Genomic DNA, 16,091 nt, shown 5'->3' on the forward strand with positions numbered 1-16,091 from the left:
CCCTCGCCGGCGGCCTGGCCGAGCAGGAGAAGCGGCTGCGCGACGCCGGGGCGCAGATCACCATGCCGCTGCGCCAGGAGCCCTGGGGCGAAGCCCTGTTCCAGGTCACCGACCCCAACGGCGTGATCGTCCAGTTCGTCGAATGGGCCGCCCCCGAACACCGCTGACCCGCCCCTACGACAAAGGCCCCGAAGGCGTGTCACCCGATCCGGCCACGGGCGAAACCCTGCTGAGCGTCACCGCGATGTGCCGGACCGCACTCGCCCCGTCACTTCCCCCTTTGAACAGGAGAAACCGTCATGCCTGTGACCTTCAACCACACCATCGTCGCTGCCAAGGACCGCCACGCCTCGGCACGGTTCTTCCGTGAGCTGTTCGAGCTCCCCGAGGCGCCTTCCTGGGGCCCGTTCACCAACGTCCTGCTGGATGGGGGAGTGCTGCTCCAGTTCGCCGAACTGCCCGGGGTCGAGGAGATCCTCATGCAGCACTACGCGTTCCTGGTCGACGACGACCTCTTCGACCGCGCCTACGCACGCCTGCACGACCAGGACATCGAGCACTGGGCCGACCCGCAGATGACCCGCCCCGGTGAAACCAACACCGAACACGGCGGACGCGGCGTCTACTTCAAGGACCCGGCCGGGCACGCCATCGAAATGATCACCAGGCCTTATCTCTGACCTCGGCCCTGCCGCGGCACAGGTCGCCACCTCCCTCCATCATGACCGGCCGCCCGCGCTCTAGCTGACCTCGTCGCCCGCCTCTCCTCAGAAAGGAACCCCCTCTTGACACCCGTCCCGATGACCGTGCACCCATTGCCCGCCCACGAGCGAGTGGTCTTCCTCAAAGCGCTGGTCAGCTCGACACAGTTTGGCGATGCCCCAGCCAGCTTTGTCCAGGCCCGCAAGCTGCGGCCGATCAGGTTCTGCGCGAGATGACCATGATGTATTCGCAGGGAGTGTTCGTTCGGTTGGCAAAGCCGTGGTCCGCGTCGGCCTGGAAGAACAGGGAGTCTCCTGTGTTCAGGGTCTCGTTGATCCCGCCGATCGCGACGGTGAGGGTGCCTTCGAGCACCACGAGTTGTTTCTCCGTACCCGGCGGATACGCGGGCAGCAGCCCGGTGGAGACCTGCGGGGGGAGGTAGTGGACGACCATCTCGGCTCCTCCCGCGCCCGGGGCCGCTGACACCATGTGCCGCTCGAAGCCGGTTTCCGGGTCACGGAAAACGGGGCGATCGTTCTTGCGCATGACAACGGCCACACCAGACGCGGCAGCAGCCGGCGCACCAATCAGATCCGAGAGCGACGCGTCGAGCGCGTGGGCGATCCTGGACGCGACGCCGATCGTCGGGCTCTTCTCGCCGCGTTCGACCTTGGACAGCATCGCCCGGCTGACCGACGACTGTGAGGACAGCTGCTCCAACGTCAGGCCCGCCTCCTCGCGGCGTCGCCGCACGTTCACGCCGAACGCGCCGGCCAGGTCGTCACCGTGCTGTAGTTCGGCCACGTTTCCGTTTTGCTCGACCACCGTGCTCCTCGATCGATGAGTACCTCGCTCGCCCACAGTGTAAGGTTTCTCCTAAAGAAGAAAGAGTCTTCTATCGAAGACGAGCGATGTGCGCGCAACACGACGGAGGTTCCATGCGTTTGATCTCGAGTGGCCAGCACCATGCCACGTTCGAATTCGGCGACCTGCAGGTGATCTCGTTGCGAGACGGGTACATCGACATGCCGCCGACACGGCTCCGCGACGAGGATGGGCGCACGCTCGATGAGCTGCCGGCCGCCGTCCCACTGGCCGGCGACAACTTGCGGCTGTCGGTCAACGCCTTCTTCGTCACCGACGGCACCCGGTCGGTTCTCATCGACACCGGCGCGTCCAACGTCTGGCACGACCCCACCATGGGATTGATCTACGACGCGCTCGACGAAGCGGGAATCGACCGCGCGCAGGTCACCGATGTGGCCATCACCCACAACCACGAAGACCACGTGAGCGGCCTGATCGCGCCGGACGGTTCAGAGGCGTTCACCAAACTCGAGCGCGTGTGGATCGGCGCGGGCGACACCTCGGTGTTCACCGGGCGGCTCGAGCCGATCCGCGACCGGGTCGTACCCGTATCGGAGAAGGACGCGATCAACGACTGGACCACCGCGATCCCGACGCCGGGCCACACACCCGGTCACACCGTCTACGACGTCAGGAGCGGCACCGGCCACCTTCTCGTCTGGGGCGACACCGTTCACGTTCCCACGCTCCAATTCGATCAGCCGAACGTGTCCTGGGAGCTTGACGGCAACCAGTGCCAGGCCCGCGCCGCGCGAGCGGCGCTCCTCGAACGACTGACCCAACCACACCACTTCGTAGCCGGCGCCCACCTCGACTCACCCGGCATCGCCCGCGTAACCGCCTCCGGCGACGGTTATGCGCTGGAATACCTCGCACCACCGATCGGCTGATCGAACCTGTCGGCTCCGGGCCGCGCTCGCGATGGCGGCCAAGGAGGGCAAGCGCGTCTGGCCCGGCTGGGCGCTCACGAACTCGACCACAAAACCCTCGCATCCGCTGCCGAGGGCAACCCCACTGACCAGCCCCCGACTCCCTGAGGAGCACGCCGTGCCACTGCCGCAGGGGGCAAGCAAGATAAGCGTCAACCCGGCAATGAGTTGATCATGCATCGGATCCGAGCTGATCACTCAGCCTGCTGAGCCGCCTTCTTGTTCGCCTTGTCCTTGTCGAGGTGGTGGTAGATGGTGGGGCGTTGCGCGTTACGTAGGCGCGTACACGGCATGCGTTACAGAGGCGACCTGCGGGAACACCAGGTTGATCTTTGTATATCGCGAACGATCGATTCCGGACAAGGCGGTTCACCGGATCCGTGCAGCACGAGCTTCAGCGGTGGTCGGGTTCGGTGCGTCAGCCGTTGGCGGCCAGGACCGCGCCGGTGATGCTGGCGAGTGTGGTTAGTGCAATGGCCGAGTAGCGGCCCTGCAGCCACCATCAACTCATTGGCTGTTCTATCTCAGCGAAAGTTAAGCGAGTCTCATCGAAGTTTGAGTGATTGCGGCTCGTGAGTCAGCCGGCCCTTCGGGTCTGCCCCTCCACTGCAGCACGGAACGCCGCACCGAACTGGTCCGGTGCTTCCAGCCACGGATGGTGCCCCGCGTTCGGGACGATGATGACCTCGCAGTTGAGGCGTGTCCCGAGACGTCGCAGGGCATCAGCGGGGCGGCTGTCGTCGGCTCCGCCGATGATCAACGCGCCGGGCGGTAGGAGCTCGCGAAGTTCGTCCACGTGTGATTCGAGCGGGTCGGCCTTCTTGGCTGCGTTGAGCTGGGCGTTCATCGTGTAGTTGATGGGCCGCAGCGTGCGGGCTGATGCCAGCGCCCATTCCCATGCCCGATCCCGGTCGGCGTGGTCAGTAGACCACGACAGCGTGAGGTATTCGATCTCCTCGGCGTCTGTACGCGATTCGCGCGCATCCAGTTCATCGAGCCTAATCTGCTGCTCGTCAGTGCGTCGTGCTCGCTGTGCTGCTCGGTCGGCTTCCCGCCATGGATCCCAAAAGGGCCCGGCAATCTGAATCAGGCCGGCCACGCGCTCGGGATGGGCCAGCAAGAAGTAGCCGGCCATATTAGTTCCGAACGAATGCCCCACCAGAACAACTCGGTCGTGCCCCCACGCATCGAGCAACAACGCCAAGTCCTCAACGTGGCGAGCGATCGTGTGCTCTCCCTCCCAAGACGATCCGCCGGTGCCGCGCTGGTCGTAGCGGTGAACCAGGCACAGGTCGTCGATGATGCCAGCGACCGGGGCCAAATAGTCGGGGACTCCTGGACCGCCGTGGAGCATAACCACGGGTAATCTCTGCGGGATCACCGAGCCCGTGGTCCAAGTGCGTAGCTGCGTACCGTCATCCAACTCGATCATGGCTGCGGTCATGGACGTGAGTGTAAGGCAGTCGGGGTCCGGGTAACGGCGTCAAAACTCATCGACATTTTCAGGCTGATGATCTTCAAATGGCGCCCGTACTGTCCTGTGTCAACGAAGGTTGAGCGTGTGCCATCGAACCTTGATCGGCGTCAGTCCAGGTCACAGCTATGCGGCTGTGCACGATCGCTCAACCTTCAGTGGCACGGCTGGGCAAGGTTCGCTGACACGGAACACGTACTAGCCGACATCTGGCTCCCGTGCTCATCGGCAGAATCAGGCTCGACTGCTGTGCTCTCAGATGCCTTCTAGCGTTGCTTCCGACGTTCTCGATAAGCCCATACTCGGCACGCGTCCGAGCACCAGAGCCGAGGCAAACCACGAGGGTCATCACGAGGCAGCACAGCATCGCATCGACCGCATCGTCGGCGCGGCGGCTGGCCGGCTCGACGGCAATCGCGAGAGCACCAGCGGGACGAAACAGGCGAGGTAAAGGAGCGGCACCTGCACCAGGAACTGACCGAGCGCTACGCCACCGTGCGGCGCTTCCTGCCCAAGCTGCTCAAGCACCTCGACTTCGATGCCGGCGCCGCCCTGGACGCGCCAGGGCAGGGGGTGCGGCCCGGTCATGAGGTGCTGGAGGCGATCGACTTCCTGCGCGCGATCGAACGCCGCCGCACCAACATCTCCCCCGAGGAGGTCTCGGCGGCCTTCCTGACCTCCGCCTGGCACCGGCGGGTCTTCCCCAAACGCGGCGAGTTCGCCGGCACCTTCGACAAGCAGGCCTACACCCTGGCCGCGGTGGAGCGGTTGCGCGAGTCGTTGCGCCGCCATGAGGTGTTCGTGCCGGGCCTGCGCAAATGGGGTGACCCCACCGCCGGGCTGCTGACCGGAGCGGCGTGGGAGAAGGAGCGCCCGAAGATCTGCGAGGAGCTGCGCCTGTCACCCGATCCCGAGCACGACGTACAGCGTTGGGCCACCACCCTGGATCAAGCCTACAAACAGCTCGCCGCGGGTCTGTCGGGCGATGAGGACGGCCAGAACGACTGGGTGCGCCTGGAGAAGGACGAGGGCGGCAAGGACCGCCTCGTCCTGACCGGCCTGGACCGCCTGGACGAGCCCGCCTCGCTGACCGCGCTGCGCGCCGACGTCGATGCCCGCATCCCCATCGTCGACCTGCCCGAGGCGCTGCTGGAAGTGCATGCCTGGACCGGCTGCCTGGACCACTTCACCCATCTGTCGGGCGACGCGCCCTCCCGAAAAGAGAACATGATCACCTCGATCGCCGCCGTCCTGGTCGCCCAGTCCATGAACGTCGGGATGCGGCCCATGGTCTCCGAAGGCGAACCGGCGCTGGCCTTGGACCGGCTGTTCTGGGTGGAGCAGAACTACCTGCGCGCGGCCACCATCACCGCCGCCAACGCCGCCCTGGTCGACCACCACACCAAGCTGGATCTGGTGCAGGCTTGGGGCAGCGGCGAATTGGCCTCCGCCGACGGACTGCGCTTCGTCGTCCCGGTGAAAACCATCAACGCCGGACCCAACACCAAATACTGGGGGAAAGGCAAGGGCGCCAAGGGCGTCACGTATTACAACTTCACCTCGGACCAATTCACCGGTTTTCACGGCATCGTCATTCCGGGTACGCCGAAGGATTGGTATTACATCCTGGAAGGATTGCTGGAACAGGAAACCTCGCTGAAACCGACCGAAATCACCTCCGACACCTCGGGGGCTTCCGAAATCGCTTTTGGCATTTTCCGGCTGCTGGGCTGGCAGTTCTCCCCCCGCCTGGCCGACGTCGGCAGCGCCACCCTGTTCCGTGCCGATCCGGCCGCCCACTACGGGCGACTGGAGGGCCTGATCCGCAGCCGGGTCAACCTCGGCCTCATCCGCGACAACTGGGATGACCTGCTGCGCGTCGCCGCGTCCCTGAGCACCGGCGCGGTCAAGGCCAGCGAGCTGTTTCGCTACTTCGTCGGCGGCGGCACGCCCACCCCGATCGGCCGCGCTCTGATGGAGCTGGGCAAGCTGGATCGCTCCACCTACCTGGCCTGCTACTTCGACGATGAACTCCTGCGCCGCCGTGTGCAAACTCAGCTCAACCGGCAAGAATCGCGCCACACCCTGGCCAGGAAAATCTTCCACGGCCAAAAAGGTGAACTCCGGCAGAATTACAAAGAAGGCCAGGAGGATCAACTAGGGACGCTGGGTTTTGAGCATTTGAATTTCCTGGGGCGCTACAACTTCGCCTTGCCGGAGATCATCCGGGACGGTGCCCTGCGCCCGCTGCGCACACCCCCGCCCAGCCAGTAACCCCTTCCGGGTCGCACCACCGCTTCACCTCGGCGTGGTGGGCTGCGCCTCGGACGGCACGAGCATCCGGCGAACCTGTTCATGGGAGACCCCGGCGTGCTTGCCGATCCGGCGCAGCCCCCACCCCTCGGCCTGCGCGTCCGCCATCGCCGCTGCCATCGCCTGCGAGGTGACTTCATCCAGCATCGCCCGCAACTCCGCCAGCCGCGCCAGCCGTATCGCAGGAGCCAGATCGGCGATCTCGCCGCAGAACCGGCCAACATCCGACCGCAGGAACGCCACACCTTCAGAATCCGCCATAACGCAAGATTGGCCTGGTCAGAGATGGTGTGTCAAATCATGTGACGCTAACCCCGGTTCATCGTTCCGCTAGTACTGGGAGGCCTTCCTGGAACACGCGGTGTCGGAGAACGTCTACGCCGGCACCGCGATGAACCGCCGCGCCACCTACATGTACGGCCCGGCCCTGCCCCGCTCACCGGAAGGCCAGATCGGGACCGGACTGGGCATGACCACCTCGACCGGGACCGTCTCCCTCATCCCGCCGAGCAAGGACATCACACACACCGGGCAGGAGGAAACGCTCGACGGGGTACGGATCATCTTCCAGCTCACCCCGGGCACCGAGGCGCCGGCGGAGATGAATTTCCTCATCCCCGACCGCCGGGCGCTGTGCATGGCCGAGAACGCCACCCGCAACCAGCACAACATCCTCACCCTGCGCGGAGCACTGGTCCGCGACACCCGCGTCTGGTCGCGCTACCTGACCGAGACGATCGCCCTGTTCGCCGGCCAGGCCGACGTCGCCTTCGCCTCACACCACTGGCCCACCTGGGGCGCCGAGAATATCGTCACCTTCCTGTCGCAGCAGCGCGACATGTACGCCTACCTGCACGACCAGACGCTGCGGATGATGAACAAGGGCATGACGGGCACCGAGATCGCCGAAGCCATGCGCATGCCGCCCGCTCTGGAACAGGCGTGGCACACGCACGGCTACTACGGCTCGGTCAGCCACAACGTCAAGGCCATCTACCAGCGCTACCTGGGCTGGTTCGACGGCAACCCGGCCCATCTGTGGGAGCATCCACCGGTCGAGCAGGCGCGCCGCTACGTCGAGTGCCTGGGCGGACGCGAGGGCATCCTCGCCTTCGCCCGCCGCTACGTCGACGACGGAGATCTGCGGTTCGCCGCCTCGCTGCTCAACCACGCCGTCTTCGCCGACGAGCACGACCATCAGGCGCGCAGCATGCTCGCCGAGGTCTACACCCGGCTCGGCCAGGGCGCCGAGAACGGCACCTGGCGCAACTTCTACCTGGTCGGCGCGCTGGAGCTGACCGGCGACGTCGTGCCCGCCAACCTCGACACCACCTCGCCGGAACTGTTCGCGGCCCTGACCGTCGAGCAGGTCTTCGACTCCGTGGCCATCCGCGTCGACGGGCCCAAGACGTGGAACGCGAGTCTGGCCATCGACTGGCGCCTGACGGATCTGGACCAGCGCCACCGCACCACGCTGTCCAACGGCGCGCTCATTCACCAGGCCGACCCGCCGCCACAGCCGGTGGGCCTGACGCTGACGCTCGCCAAACTGCAACTGCTCGGCCTGCTCGCCGGTCAGCCGGCCGACGGCATCGAGCACGAGGGCGACCTGAACATCCTGAGCCGCCTGACCGCCGTGCTGGAGGATCCGGATCCCACGTTCGCGATCGTGACGCCGTAACCCTCGGCGATGCTCGGGCCGGTGTTGAGTGGCCGGAAAAGGAGTGGACGGGATGATGCTCGGGCTTGTAGCTTGCAGTCGACCGCGACACCGCCCGAGGAGGTGAGACCCATGAACGCTGTATCGATATGGGTGCTCCCCCTTTCCGTCACGGTCGGGCGATTGACGTAGGTGTCGCCGGGAGCGCCTCACCAACAAGGCACTCCCGAAAGGCAACACCTATGCACTCCCGACAGGCCATCGATGTGATCATCGCCGGGTGCGGGCCGACCGGCGCGATGCTGGCCGCCGAGCTGCGGCTGCACGACGTTCGGGTACTCGTCCTGGAGAAGGAGACCGAGCCCAAGTCGTTCGTGCGCATAGTCGGTCTGCACATGCGCAGCCTCGAGCTGATGGCGATGCGCGGACTGCTGGATCGCGTACTCCCGCATGGAAGAAAGCGTCCGGCCGGCGGTTTCTTCGCCGCCATCAACAAACCCGCGCCCACAGGCCTGGATTCCGCGCACGCCTATCTGCTGGGCATCCCGCAGCCGGTCATCGAGCGTCTGCTCGAAGAGCATGCGATCGAACGGGGTGCGCAGGTCCGGCACGGTTGCGCGGTCGCCGGTTTCGAGCAGGACGACGAGGGTGTGACCGTCGAGCTGGCCGACGGGGAACGGCTGCGTTCGCGCTACCTCGTCGGCTGTGACGGCGGGCGCAGTACGGTGCGCAAACTGCTCGGCGTCGGCTTCCCCGGCGAGCCCTCGCGGACCGAGACGCTGATGGGCGAGATGGAAGTGGGCGTGCCGCAGGCGGAGATCGCCGCCAAGGTGGCCGAGATCCGCGAGACCCGTCAGCCATTCTGGCTCCGGCCCTTCGGCGAAGGGGCCTACAGCGTCGTGGTCCCCGCCGCGGGAGTCAGCGACCGCGCGGAACCGCCCACCCTCGACGATTTCAAACACCAGTTGCGCAGCATCGCCGGAACCGATTTCGGTGTGCACTCCCCGCGCTGGATGTCCCGCTTCGGGGATGCCACCCGGCTGGCCGAACGTTATCGGGTCGGGCGGGTGCTGCTGGCCGGCGATGCGGCGCACATCCATCCACCCACCGGCGGACAGGGCCTCAACCTGGGCGTTCAGGACGCGTTCAACCTCGGCTGGAAACTGGCCGCACAGATCCGCGGCTGGGCGCCGGAAACACTGCTGGACACCTACCAGGCCGAACGTCAACCGGTCGCCGAGGACGTGCTGGACAACACCCGCGCCCAGATGGAACTGCTGTCCCCCGAACCGGGCCCGCAGGCCGTGCGCAGGCTGCTCACCGAGCTGATGGACTTCGACGAGGTGAACCGCCATCTGATCGAGAAGATCACCGCGATCGGCGTCCGCTACGACTTCGGCGAAGGCCCCGACCTGCTCGGCCGCCGCCTGCGTGACATCGACGTGAAGCAGGGCCACCTCTACGGGCTGCTGCATCGCGGCCGCGGCCTGCTGCTGGACCGCACCGAACGCCTGACCGTCGGCGGCTGGTCAGACCGGGTCGACCATCTCGCGGATCCCACTGCGGGACTGGATGTCCCGGGCGTCCTGCTACGCCCCGACGGCCACGTCGCCTGGATCGGCGACGATCAGCAGGACCTGGACGACCACCTCTCCCGCTGGTTCGGCAAGCCCGCCGACTGATTTCACCGGAGCAACCGAAAAGAAGCCGTCAGGACGTGGCCGCCAACCCGGTCTCAGGGGTTCTGGAAGGTCACTTCGGGGTTGGCGGTGGACGGGCCGTCCAGCAGTTGCTGGCGTTCGCCGCCTAGGTGCTGGTCGAAGAAGGCGCCCACGTACGCCGTGGTGATCTCGCCCGACCGCTTGCCCGACAGCGGCACGGCAGGGTCGGTGAGCCCGGCCTGTGCGCCCAGGATGGGCAGGTCGATGAAGGTGAAGTGGCCGGAGCCGGCCACGGTCAGCCAGCGCTTCCAGCCGTCCAGACGTCGCCAGTCCCGCGGCCAGGTCGTGTCCTTGGAGTCGGGCGTGTGCTGGGCCTTGGTGCCGAGCATGAGGAACGGCCGCTTGCCGAGGCCGGAGACCGGGACCGGGGCGAAGAACGAGCCGTCCATGTTCACCCCGGCGCGCACGCGCCGGTCGGTGGCCATGACGCTCGCCGCGGCGTTGCCGCCGAGCGAGTGGCCCGCGGCGCCGACGCGGCGCGGGTCGATCATCTGCCCGTGCTTCCAGGCGGGTGCGGACCGTGCGGGGCGGGTCAGCCGGTCGATGACGAAGGACAGATCGGCTGCCCGGTTGACCGCGGCCTTGGCCATCAGTTTCTTCTCCGCCTCGTCGGAGCCGGCGTTCTCCACCGTCTCACAGGCGATGCAGGTCAGGGTGCGGCCGCCGGGAAAGGTCGTGCCGAACGACTCGTAGGCGTGATCCACGACAGCGACGACATAGCCCTTGGAGGCGAGGTCCTCGGCGAGCGTGGTCAGGGTGGCACGGTTGAGGCTGAATCCCGGGGAGAGCACCACCAGGGGGTGCCTGCCGCCGATGGGGCGGGCGCCCAGGTGGGCGTTCGTGCCGGCACCGGCGAGTTGCTCGGCCTTGAGGACGGTGTCGAGTCTCTGCCCTTTGAGGAGGAGACGAGCCTCGTCGACGGTCATGTACGGCGCGGCGCTCCCGCCGGTGCGCGCCGGGAAGTACACCGACACCATCAACTCGCGTGCGGCTGTGGGCACCCACGGGTCGCGACGGTCGACGTCGACGAGATGGAGGGTGTCGCGCCCGACTTCGTACCGGCCCGTGGGGCGAGGGATCGCGAAGCGCACGTCGGAGGTGCCCGCAGAGATGCCTGTGGAGGAGGCGGCGGCGGGTGATGACGTCGCGGCGGCCACCCCGGCCGACATCGACAGGGCCAGTGTCGAGGCGAGGAGGAGGGCTGCGGGGGTGCGTCGAGTTCTGATCATGTGGAGCACTGTAGGAATGACGGCGCCATGCCCAACATGCCCGAAAGGCCAGCCCGCGCCCTTACTTTCGTCAGGGGTCAGGAGGGCTGCCGCAGCGTCCGCCGGGCACCCGCGGCGTGGCCCCAGCCGTCGTCCTCGATCAGCGCGCGCAGCATGACCCGCCAAGCTCGGTCGAGCGGCCCGCCGTGATCACCGGTTTGCCTGACCCTTCTCGGCGGTTGCTGACGGACAAGGGGTGGCCCGGCCATGTGGCCCGGGCCACCCCTTGGGGCATGCAGCTGTCAGGCGGGCTGTGCGGCGGGCGCAGGGGCGGTGGCCTTGTGAGCCTTACCGGTCTCCCGGAGGGTCAGCAGGCCGGTGATCGCGATCAGCGCCGAGGTCAGGCCGTGGATGCCGAACGCGGCGGCGAGGGGGCCGTGGTGGGCCAAGACGTTGATCATGTCGCCGAACGGGGCGACGGCCTCCATCAGCAGGACCCAGCCCACGGCGCGGCGGTGGCCCGTCAGCATCAGGATGCCGATGACCAGGCCCATCGAGAATTCGCGGGTGCCCTTCATGATGAGGAAGCCGTCGCCGTTGCCGGCGGGCCAGGTCGGCAGGCCAACGCCTTGAGTGGACGCCTCCGGGGCCAGGATGAAGGACAACCCGAGGTAGAGGACGAACAGGGCGCAGACGGTGGCCAGGACGGTGTTGACGTTCTTCAGCGACATGGTTCTTCTCCTTTGACGTTCAGCCTGGGGTGGGGCAGGGGTTCAGCGGCGGATGCGGCGGGCATGGCGGGGGCCGTCGATGCCGTGCCGGATGACGCGGACCGGCGCGGGTGGGGGGCAAGATCGCCTTACTCGGTCTCTGACCGCGCCGGCCTGCCGGTTCCTCTTCGCCGATGCCGGTTCTGCCGCGATCGCACCACCACCAGTGAAGCCGTGAGCCGTGTCATACGTTGATCTGCTCGAATATGTGCGGGTACGACACGATGTCGTCGCTGAACTCGGCCGCCATGCGCTGGAACTCCGGGCTGCCGAACGCCGTGGCGAGCGCCTCGGTCGACTCCCAGACCGCGACGTTCATCAGAAGCTGGCTGTCCGCCGTTCCCTTGTGCATCTGCAGGGAGACGAATCCCGGCTGAGCCTTCATGAACTCCGCCTGTCTCCGAAAGAGGGCCAGGAACGCTTCAGTCCTCTCCTTCGGGACGACGAAGGTGTTGGCCAGGACGATGGGTCCGGTCTTCTCCTTGAACTGGGCGAACATCGGCGTATTCGGGTCGAGACTCTGCAGCTTGGCCATTTTCGGTACTTCCTCTCGCTGTCGGTTGCCCCGCGGCACTGAGGCCGGCCACCGCCGTACTGGGTCCGGCGACGCTCACGACGCTCGCTGTCTTATGGCTGGAGGGGATCTGACGGTCACTCAAGGGCATCGCTGGTGACACCAAGGCCTCCAGCGACTGCGCTCTGGTCAACGCTTGTTGGTCAACGCTGTTGGCAAACGTAGAGCCGCAGCTCTGGACTGTCAACACCTGTTGGTCTACGTTGTTGGCATGACCGGCACCACGGAGGACCAGCAGCCCGCACGGCGTTCCGACGTCACCCGCGCCACGATCCTCGACGCGGCCCGCGAGCGGTTCGTGGCGGACGGCTACGAGAAGGCGACCATCCGGGCCATCGCGCGCGACGCGAAGATCGACCCGTCGATGGTGATGCGCTACTACGGCAACAAGGCGGGCCTGTTCGCGGCGGCCGTCGCGATCGATCCCGGATTGCCGGGCCTGTCCCTCGAACCGCGCGAGGAGATCGGCCGTACGCTGGTGCGCCACTTCCTCACCCTGTGGGAGGAGAACGCGGAGCTCACCGCGCTGATGCGGGTCGGCGCCACCGACCCGGCCGCCGCCGATCGCATGCAGAGCGTGCTGCGCGAGCAGATGATCCCGCTGGCCCGCCGGCTGGGCCACGAGCCGGAGCAGGCGCAGGCGCGGGCTGCACTGTGCGTCTCGACCGTGCTGGGGCTCGCGCTGACGCGCTACGTGCTGCGGTTCCCGGCGAGCGTGGCGCTCGGCCGCGAGGAGATCGTGGACTGGCTCGGACCCACGGTCCAGCGGTATCTCACCGCACCCACGCCCTGAAGAACGCGTCCAGGCACCCACCGCGACCTCAGTCACGGCCGATGCCCTCGAAGGGAAGCCCGAAAGGATCAGGCCTGCTTCTGCGGCTTGCGGGACTTGCCGCCGAGCATCATGAGGCCGGCGGGCACGCAGCCGGAGGTCCACACGGTGTTCGTCTTCATGCTCTTGCACGCCGCACGGACATGGAACGCCCCGGTCTGATCGCTGCGCAGGGTCCTGCCCGCCAGCCGCTTCCCGTGCGGGATGCCGACGATCTTCGTCTTCTTCCGCAGCTCCATCCGCCACCGGCCGTTCCTGCTGGCCTTGCAGTGCGCCCGGACAGTGCCGTACATACGCCACTTGCCGCCCTCGTACCTCCCCCAGGGGCGCAGCAGCGTCAGGCAGCGCTTGGACGAGGTGGTCGCCACCGCCGTGGCGGGGGCCGTGCGGGCCGTCGCCCAGCTGACACGGTCCCCACGCAGGCGGTGACGTGCCGGCAGATGTCCGATAAGTGGCCGGTCGGTGTCCTGGCCTGATCGTCTGCCGGGGTGGAGGATGAAGGCCACTGCGTGATCCCCCCGAGGCGGTGACGACGATGACGACACAGACGTCCCCGAGTATCGGCCGGGTGCTGCGGCACTGGCCGGTTCTGGCCGGGCTCGGCGTCGCCGTGCTCATGAGCCTGGACATGGCGACGGGCCTCGAACTGTCGAAGGTGCTGGCCGCCTCGGCGGTGGTGTACCTGGGAGCGGCCGCGTTGGGCAGACCCGGCTCCGCCTGGCCCGTGTTCTTCCTGACCGTCGCCGTCATCATGGCCGCGAACCTCGTCGATGACGACTTCGAACCGACCTGGGCGGTGCTGGGCCTGGGTGTCCTGCTGGGCGGCTACGGTCTCCTGCGCGGGGCGCGTCCCGAGCCCGCAGGGCTGCCGCCGCAGCTGGTCGCCCTGCTCGGTTTCGGCGCCGCGGCCACGGTCGCCCTGTTCGTCGACCCGACGGCCGGCAGCTACCTGGTGGCGCTGGGCCTGCTCGGCCACGCCGCATGGGACGTCCATCACTACCGGGCGAACAGGGTGGTGGCCCGTTCGCTCGCCGAGTTCTGTCTGGTGCTCGACACTGCCCTGGCCGTGGCGATCATCGTGCTGACGGCAACGGCCTGACCCGGGAGGAACGACAACCGATGAGTGTTCTCAAGGACCGGGTGGCACTGGTCACCGGCAGCTCCCGAGGGCTCGGCGCGGCCATCGCGACCACGTTCGCACGAGCCGGCGCCCGTGTCGCGTTGCACGGCCGGGACGAGGCCGCGCTCGCCGCGGTCCAGGCTCACATCGGCGACCTCGGCGGGGAGGCCACCAGCGTGACCGGGGACGTCACCGTCGCCGCCGACCTCGCCCGCATCCGCGAGCAGATCCTCGACCGGTACGGTCCGGTCGACGTGCTGGTCGCCAACGCCGGCAGCTCGGACAGCCGCCCGACCCCCATCGAGGACATCACGGAGGAGAGCTGGCGGGCCGACATCGACCGGAACCTGACCGGCACCTTCCTGACCGTCAAGTGTTTCCTGGCCGACATGAAGCAGCGCCGGAGCGGCAACATCATCACCTTGTCGTCGGCGGCCGGGCGCAAGCCGAGCGAACGGACGATCGTCGCGTACGCCGCGGCGAAGGCCGGTGTGCAGATCTTCACCCAGGATCTGGCCGCCCAGGTGGGCCCGTTCGGCATCCGCGCCAACTGCATCGCCCCGGAGACGATCCTCACCGAGACGAACGAGCGGTGGATCCCGGCCGACGTCCAGCGCTCGCTGACCGAGTCACACCCGCTGCGGCGGCTCGGCACGCCCGAAGACGTCGCCCGGGCCGCGCTGTTCCTCGCCTCCGACGACTCGAGCTGGATCACCGGCGTCATCGTCGACATCGCCGGTGGCGCGGTGCTGGTGTGACTCGTTGTGCGCCGTCGCCCATGGTCACCGCGTACGCCGGGCGAGCAGGGCCAGCAGGCCGATCATGACGAGTCCGAGCACGGCCAGTGACACGCGGTCGGTGGCGTTCTCGCCGTTGGCGATCACCCCGAACACGGTGTGCGCCACGAGCGCCCCACCGGCCAGCGCGAGGCTGTGCCGGTCGCCCCAGCCGCCGGGCGCCGACCACCGGCGCAGCAGCACCCCTGCCACCACCGCCAGGAGCGCCGCCGCCACCATCGGGACCACCACCCGGCCACCTTCGGTGAAAGCCGGGTGCCGGGCGCCGCCGAAGGGGAACAGCAGCGCGAGATATCCGAACGCCACCACCCCGGCCAGGCACGCGACGACCGGTGGCGCGGGAACCGTCCGGAGCGCGGCGGCCGGCGGGACCGGCGGGCGGGGCACGAACCGCAGCGCGAGCATCGCGAGCACCGCGATGGCCAGCCCGAACGCCGCCAGCATCGCAGGCGGCGCCTGGTAGCCGGGGTCGATGAAGGCCGTCGTCCACCGCAGCAGCAGGGCGCCCAGCACGAACACCACCCCCGCCACGACCAGCCCCGTCCGCCCCAGACAGGGCCGATGGCGAAGCTCCGGGACGACGAGATCCACCAGCAGGATGGGCAGCGCCACGCTGAAGACCGCGTGGTAGGGGATGTTCAGCTCGGTGTAGGCGCTGTTGAGGCCGAGGATCCTGGGCGCCCAGCCGGCCACGCCGTAGATGGTCGGGCTGGTGAGCGCCTGCAGCGCCAGCCCTTCCTCCACGATCCCGTACGCCGCCCCGAGCAGCAGGATGGCGGGCCAGCCCCGGCCGGTACGGCGTACCAGCTCGCGGATCACTACGGTGCCGGCGCCGTAGATCGGCGTCCACAGCAGCAGCAGCCACGCCTGGCGGAGGGGCGGATTGCCGAGCGTGAGCTCGGCGACGACCGGGGTGAGCCCGGCCAGCAGAAGCGCGGCCCACCGGCCGCGTGCTCGTGAGGTGGCCATGCGCCCACGGTCTCTCGCGGCGGGCGTGGCGCGCTGCTGCCGCCGGGCCGGTCCGTGGCCTCTTCGGTCGCTTCCGGGTGGTGACTTCGGTTGCCATGGCGGGGCGGCGATGGTGACTTCGGTTGCTTACCGAGCGGAAGGCCGGCGGATACGAT

At 67.8% G+C, this 16,091-nt stretch carries 15 protein-coding genes and 2 pseudogenes; 9 read left to right on the top strand and 8 right to left on the bottom strand.

Going from position 1 to position 16,091, the window contains the following annotated elements; translation table 11 throughout:
* Nucleotides 1-35: 35 nt before the first annotated feature.
* Nucleotides 36-167, top strand: coding sequence for a hypothetical protein (locus AB0H64_RS36265; RefSeq protein WP_357634070.1), 132 nt, complete (start codon nucleotides 36-38; stop codon nucleotides 165-167).
* Between the two features lie 132 nt (nucleotides 168-299).
* Nucleotides 300-680, top strand: a complete 381-nt coding sequence (locus AB0H64_RS36270; RefSeq protein WP_357633907.1) for a VOC family protein — start codon at nucleotides 300-302, stop codon at nucleotides 678-680.
* Nucleotides 681-918: 238 nt separating this feature from the next.
* On the opposite strand, the gene AB0H64_RS36275 is transcribed toward AB0H64_RS36270, so the two are convergent.
* Nucleotides 919-1,527, bottom strand: a complete 609-nt coding sequence (locus AB0H64_RS36275) for an XRE family transcriptional regulator (RefSeq protein WP_357633910.1) — start codon at nucleotides 1,525-1,527, stop codon at nucleotides 919-921.
* A gap of 113 nt (nucleotides 1,528-1,640) precedes the next feature.
* On the opposite strand from AB0H64_RS36275, the gene AB0H64_RS36280 reads away from it, so the two are divergent.
* Complete coding sequence (locus AB0H64_RS36280; protein ID WP_357633913.1) at nucleotides 1,641-2,459, top strand: MBL fold metallo-hydrolase; 819 nt, start codon at nucleotides 1,641-1,643, stop codon at nucleotides 2,457-2,459.
* A gap of 616 nt (nucleotides 2,460-3,075) precedes the next feature.
* Here AB0H64_RS36280 and AB0H64_RS36285 read toward each other — a convergent pair.
* Nucleotides 3,076-3,942, bottom strand: coding sequence for an alpha/beta hydrolase (locus tag AB0H64_RS36285; RefSeq protein WP_357633915.1), 867 nt, complete (start codon nucleotides 3,940-3,942; stop codon nucleotides 3,076-3,078).
* A gap of 480 nt (nucleotides 3,943-4,422) precedes the next feature.
* On the opposite strand from AB0H64_RS36285, the pseudogene AB0H64_RS36290 reads away from it, so the two are divergent.
* Nucleotides 4,423-6,246 (top strand): annotated as a pseudogene (locus tag AB0H64_RS36290) (Tn3 family transposase); the annotation flags it as partial.
* 24 nt (nucleotides 6,247-6,270) lie between these two features.
* On the opposite strand, the gene AB0H64_RS36295 reads toward AB0H64_RS36290, so the two are convergent.
* Complete coding sequence (locus AB0H64_RS36295; protein ID WP_357633918.1) at nucleotides 6,271-6,528, bottom strand: hypothetical protein; 258 nt, start codon at nucleotides 6,526-6,528, stop codon at nucleotides 6,271-6,273.
* 97 nt (nucleotides 6,529-6,625) lie between these two features.
* Here AB0H64_RS36295 and AB0H64_RS36300 point away from each other — a divergent pair.
* Nucleotides 6,626-7,966 (top strand): annotated as a pseudogene (locus AB0H64_RS36300) (alkyl sulfatase dimerization domain-containing protein); the annotation flags it as partial.
* 221 nt (nucleotides 7,967-8,187) lie between these two features.
* Complete coding sequence (gene rox / locus AB0H64_RS36305) at nucleotides 8,188-9,627, top strand: rifampin monooxygenase (RefSeq protein ID WP_357633920.1); 1,440 nt, start codon at nucleotides 8,188-8,190, stop codon at nucleotides 9,625-9,627.
* Between the two features lie 53 nt (nucleotides 9,628-9,680).
* Here the strand turns inward: rox and AB0H64_RS36310 are convergent, their stop codons facing one another.
* The 3 genes from AB0H64_RS36310 to AB0H64_RS36320 form a co-directional block, all read right to left on the bottom strand.
* Nucleotides 9,681-10,895 carry an alpha/beta hydrolase gene (locus AB0H64_RS36310; RefSeq protein ID WP_357633923.1) on the bottom strand — a complete coding sequence of 405 codons (1,215 nt, stop codon included), beginning with the start codon at nucleotides 10,893-10,895 and terminating at the stop codon, nucleotides 9,681-9,683.
* 281 nt (nucleotides 10,896-11,176) lie between these two features.
* On the bottom strand, nucleotides 11,177-11,605 hold the full coding sequence (locus AB0H64_RS36315) for a DUF4267 domain-containing protein (protein WP_357633925.1): 429 nt from the start codon (nucleotides 11,603-11,605) through the stop codon (nucleotides 11,177-11,179).
* 223 nt (nucleotides 11,606-11,828) lie between these two features.
* Nucleotides 11,829-12,179, bottom strand: a complete 351-nt coding sequence (locus AB0H64_RS36320; RefSeq protein WP_014173895.1) for an antibiotic biosynthesis monooxygenase family protein — start codon at nucleotides 12,177-12,179, stop codon at nucleotides 11,829-11,831.
* Nucleotides 12,180-12,429: 250 nt separating this feature from the next.
* Between AB0H64_RS36320 and AB0H64_RS36325 the strand changes: the two genes are divergently transcribed.
* Complete coding sequence (locus AB0H64_RS36325; RefSeq protein WP_357633928.1) at nucleotides 12,430-13,011, top strand: TetR family transcriptional regulator; 582 nt, start codon at nucleotides 12,430-12,432, stop codon at nucleotides 13,009-13,011.
* A gap of 68 nt (nucleotides 13,012-13,079) precedes the next feature.
* Here the strand turns inward: AB0H64_RS36325 and AB0H64_RS36330 are convergent, their stop codons facing one another.
* Entirely contained in the window at nucleotides 13,080-13,418 is a 339-nt protein-coding gene (locus AB0H64_RS36330; protein WP_357633931.1) for a hypothetical protein, read from the bottom strand.
* A 167-nt stretch (nucleotides 13,419-13,585) separates the two neighbouring features.
* On the opposite strand from AB0H64_RS36330, the gene AB0H64_RS36335 reads away from it, so the two are divergent.
* Entirely contained in the window at nucleotides 13,586-14,149 is a 564-nt protein-coding gene (locus AB0H64_RS36335) for a hypothetical protein (protein ID WP_357633933.1), read from the top strand.
* Nucleotides 14,150-14,169: 20 nt separating this feature from the next.
* Nucleotides 14,170-14,928, top strand: a complete 759-nt coding sequence (locus tag AB0H64_RS36340) for an SDR family NAD(P)-dependent oxidoreductase (RefSeq protein WP_357633935.1) — start codon at nucleotides 14,170-14,172, stop codon at nucleotides 14,926-14,928.
* Between the two features lie 24 nt (nucleotides 14,929-14,952).
* Here AB0H64_RS36340 and AB0H64_RS36345 read toward each other — a convergent pair whose 3' ends face one another.
* Nucleotides 14,953-15,936 carry a hypothetical protein gene (locus tag AB0H64_RS36345; protein WP_357633938.1) on the bottom strand — a complete coding sequence of 328 codons (984 nt, stop codon included), beginning with the start codon at nucleotides 15,934-15,936 and terminating at the stop codon, nucleotides 14,953-14,955.
* Nucleotides 15,937-16,091 lie beyond the last annotated feature (155 nt).

This window comes from Nonomuraea sp. NPDC050733 (genome assembly GCF_040654215.1).
GTDB lineage: Bacteria > Actinomycetota > Actinomycetes > Streptosporangiales > Streptosporangiaceae > Nonomuraea.

Bases quoted from the DNA above. Each gene is read 5' to 3' on its own strand.
- AB0H64_RS36270 (WP_357633907.1), top strand. From the start codon at position 300: ATGCCTGTGACCTTCAACCACACCATCGTCGCTGCCAAGGACCGCCAC.
- AB0H64_RS36280 (WP_357633913.1), top strand. From the start codon at position 1,641: ATGCGTTTGATCTCGAGTGGCCAGCACCATGCCACGTTCGAATTCGGC.
- AB0H64_RS36285 (WP_357633915.1), bottom strand. From the start codon at position 3,942: ATGACCGCAGCCATGATCGAGTTGGATGACGGTACGCAGCTACGCACT.
- rox (WP_357633920.1), top strand. From the start codon at position 8,188: ATGCACTCCCGACAGGCCATCGATGTGATCATCGCCGGGTGCGGGCCG.
- AB0H64_RS36310 (WP_357633923.1), bottom strand. From the start codon at position 10,895: ATGATCAGAACTCGACGCACCCCCGCAGCCCTCCTCCTCGCCTCGACA.
- AB0H64_RS36315 (WP_357633925.1), bottom strand. From the start codon at position 11,605: ATGTCGCTGAAGAACGTCAACACCGTCCTGGCCACCGTCTGCGCCCTG.
- AB0H64_RS36320 (WP_014173895.1), bottom strand. From the start codon at position 12,179: ATGGCCAAGCTGCAGAGTCTCGACCCGAATACGCCGATGTTCGCCCAG.
- AB0H64_RS36325 (WP_357633928.1), top strand. From the start codon at position 12,430: ATGACCGGCACCACGGAGGACCAGCAGCCCGCACGGCGTTCCGACGTC.
- AB0H64_RS36335 (WP_357633933.1), top strand. From the start codon at position 13,586: ATGACGACACAGACGTCCCCGAGTATCGGCCGGGTGCTGCGGCACTGG.
- AB0H64_RS36340 (WP_357633935.1), top strand. From the start codon at position 14,170: ATGAGTGTTCTCAAGGACCGGGTGGCACTGGTCACCGGCAGCTCCCGA.
- AB0H64_RS36345 (WP_357633938.1), bottom strand. From the start codon at position 15,936: ATGGCCACCTCACGAGCACGCGGCCGGTGGGCCGCGCTTCTGCTGGCC.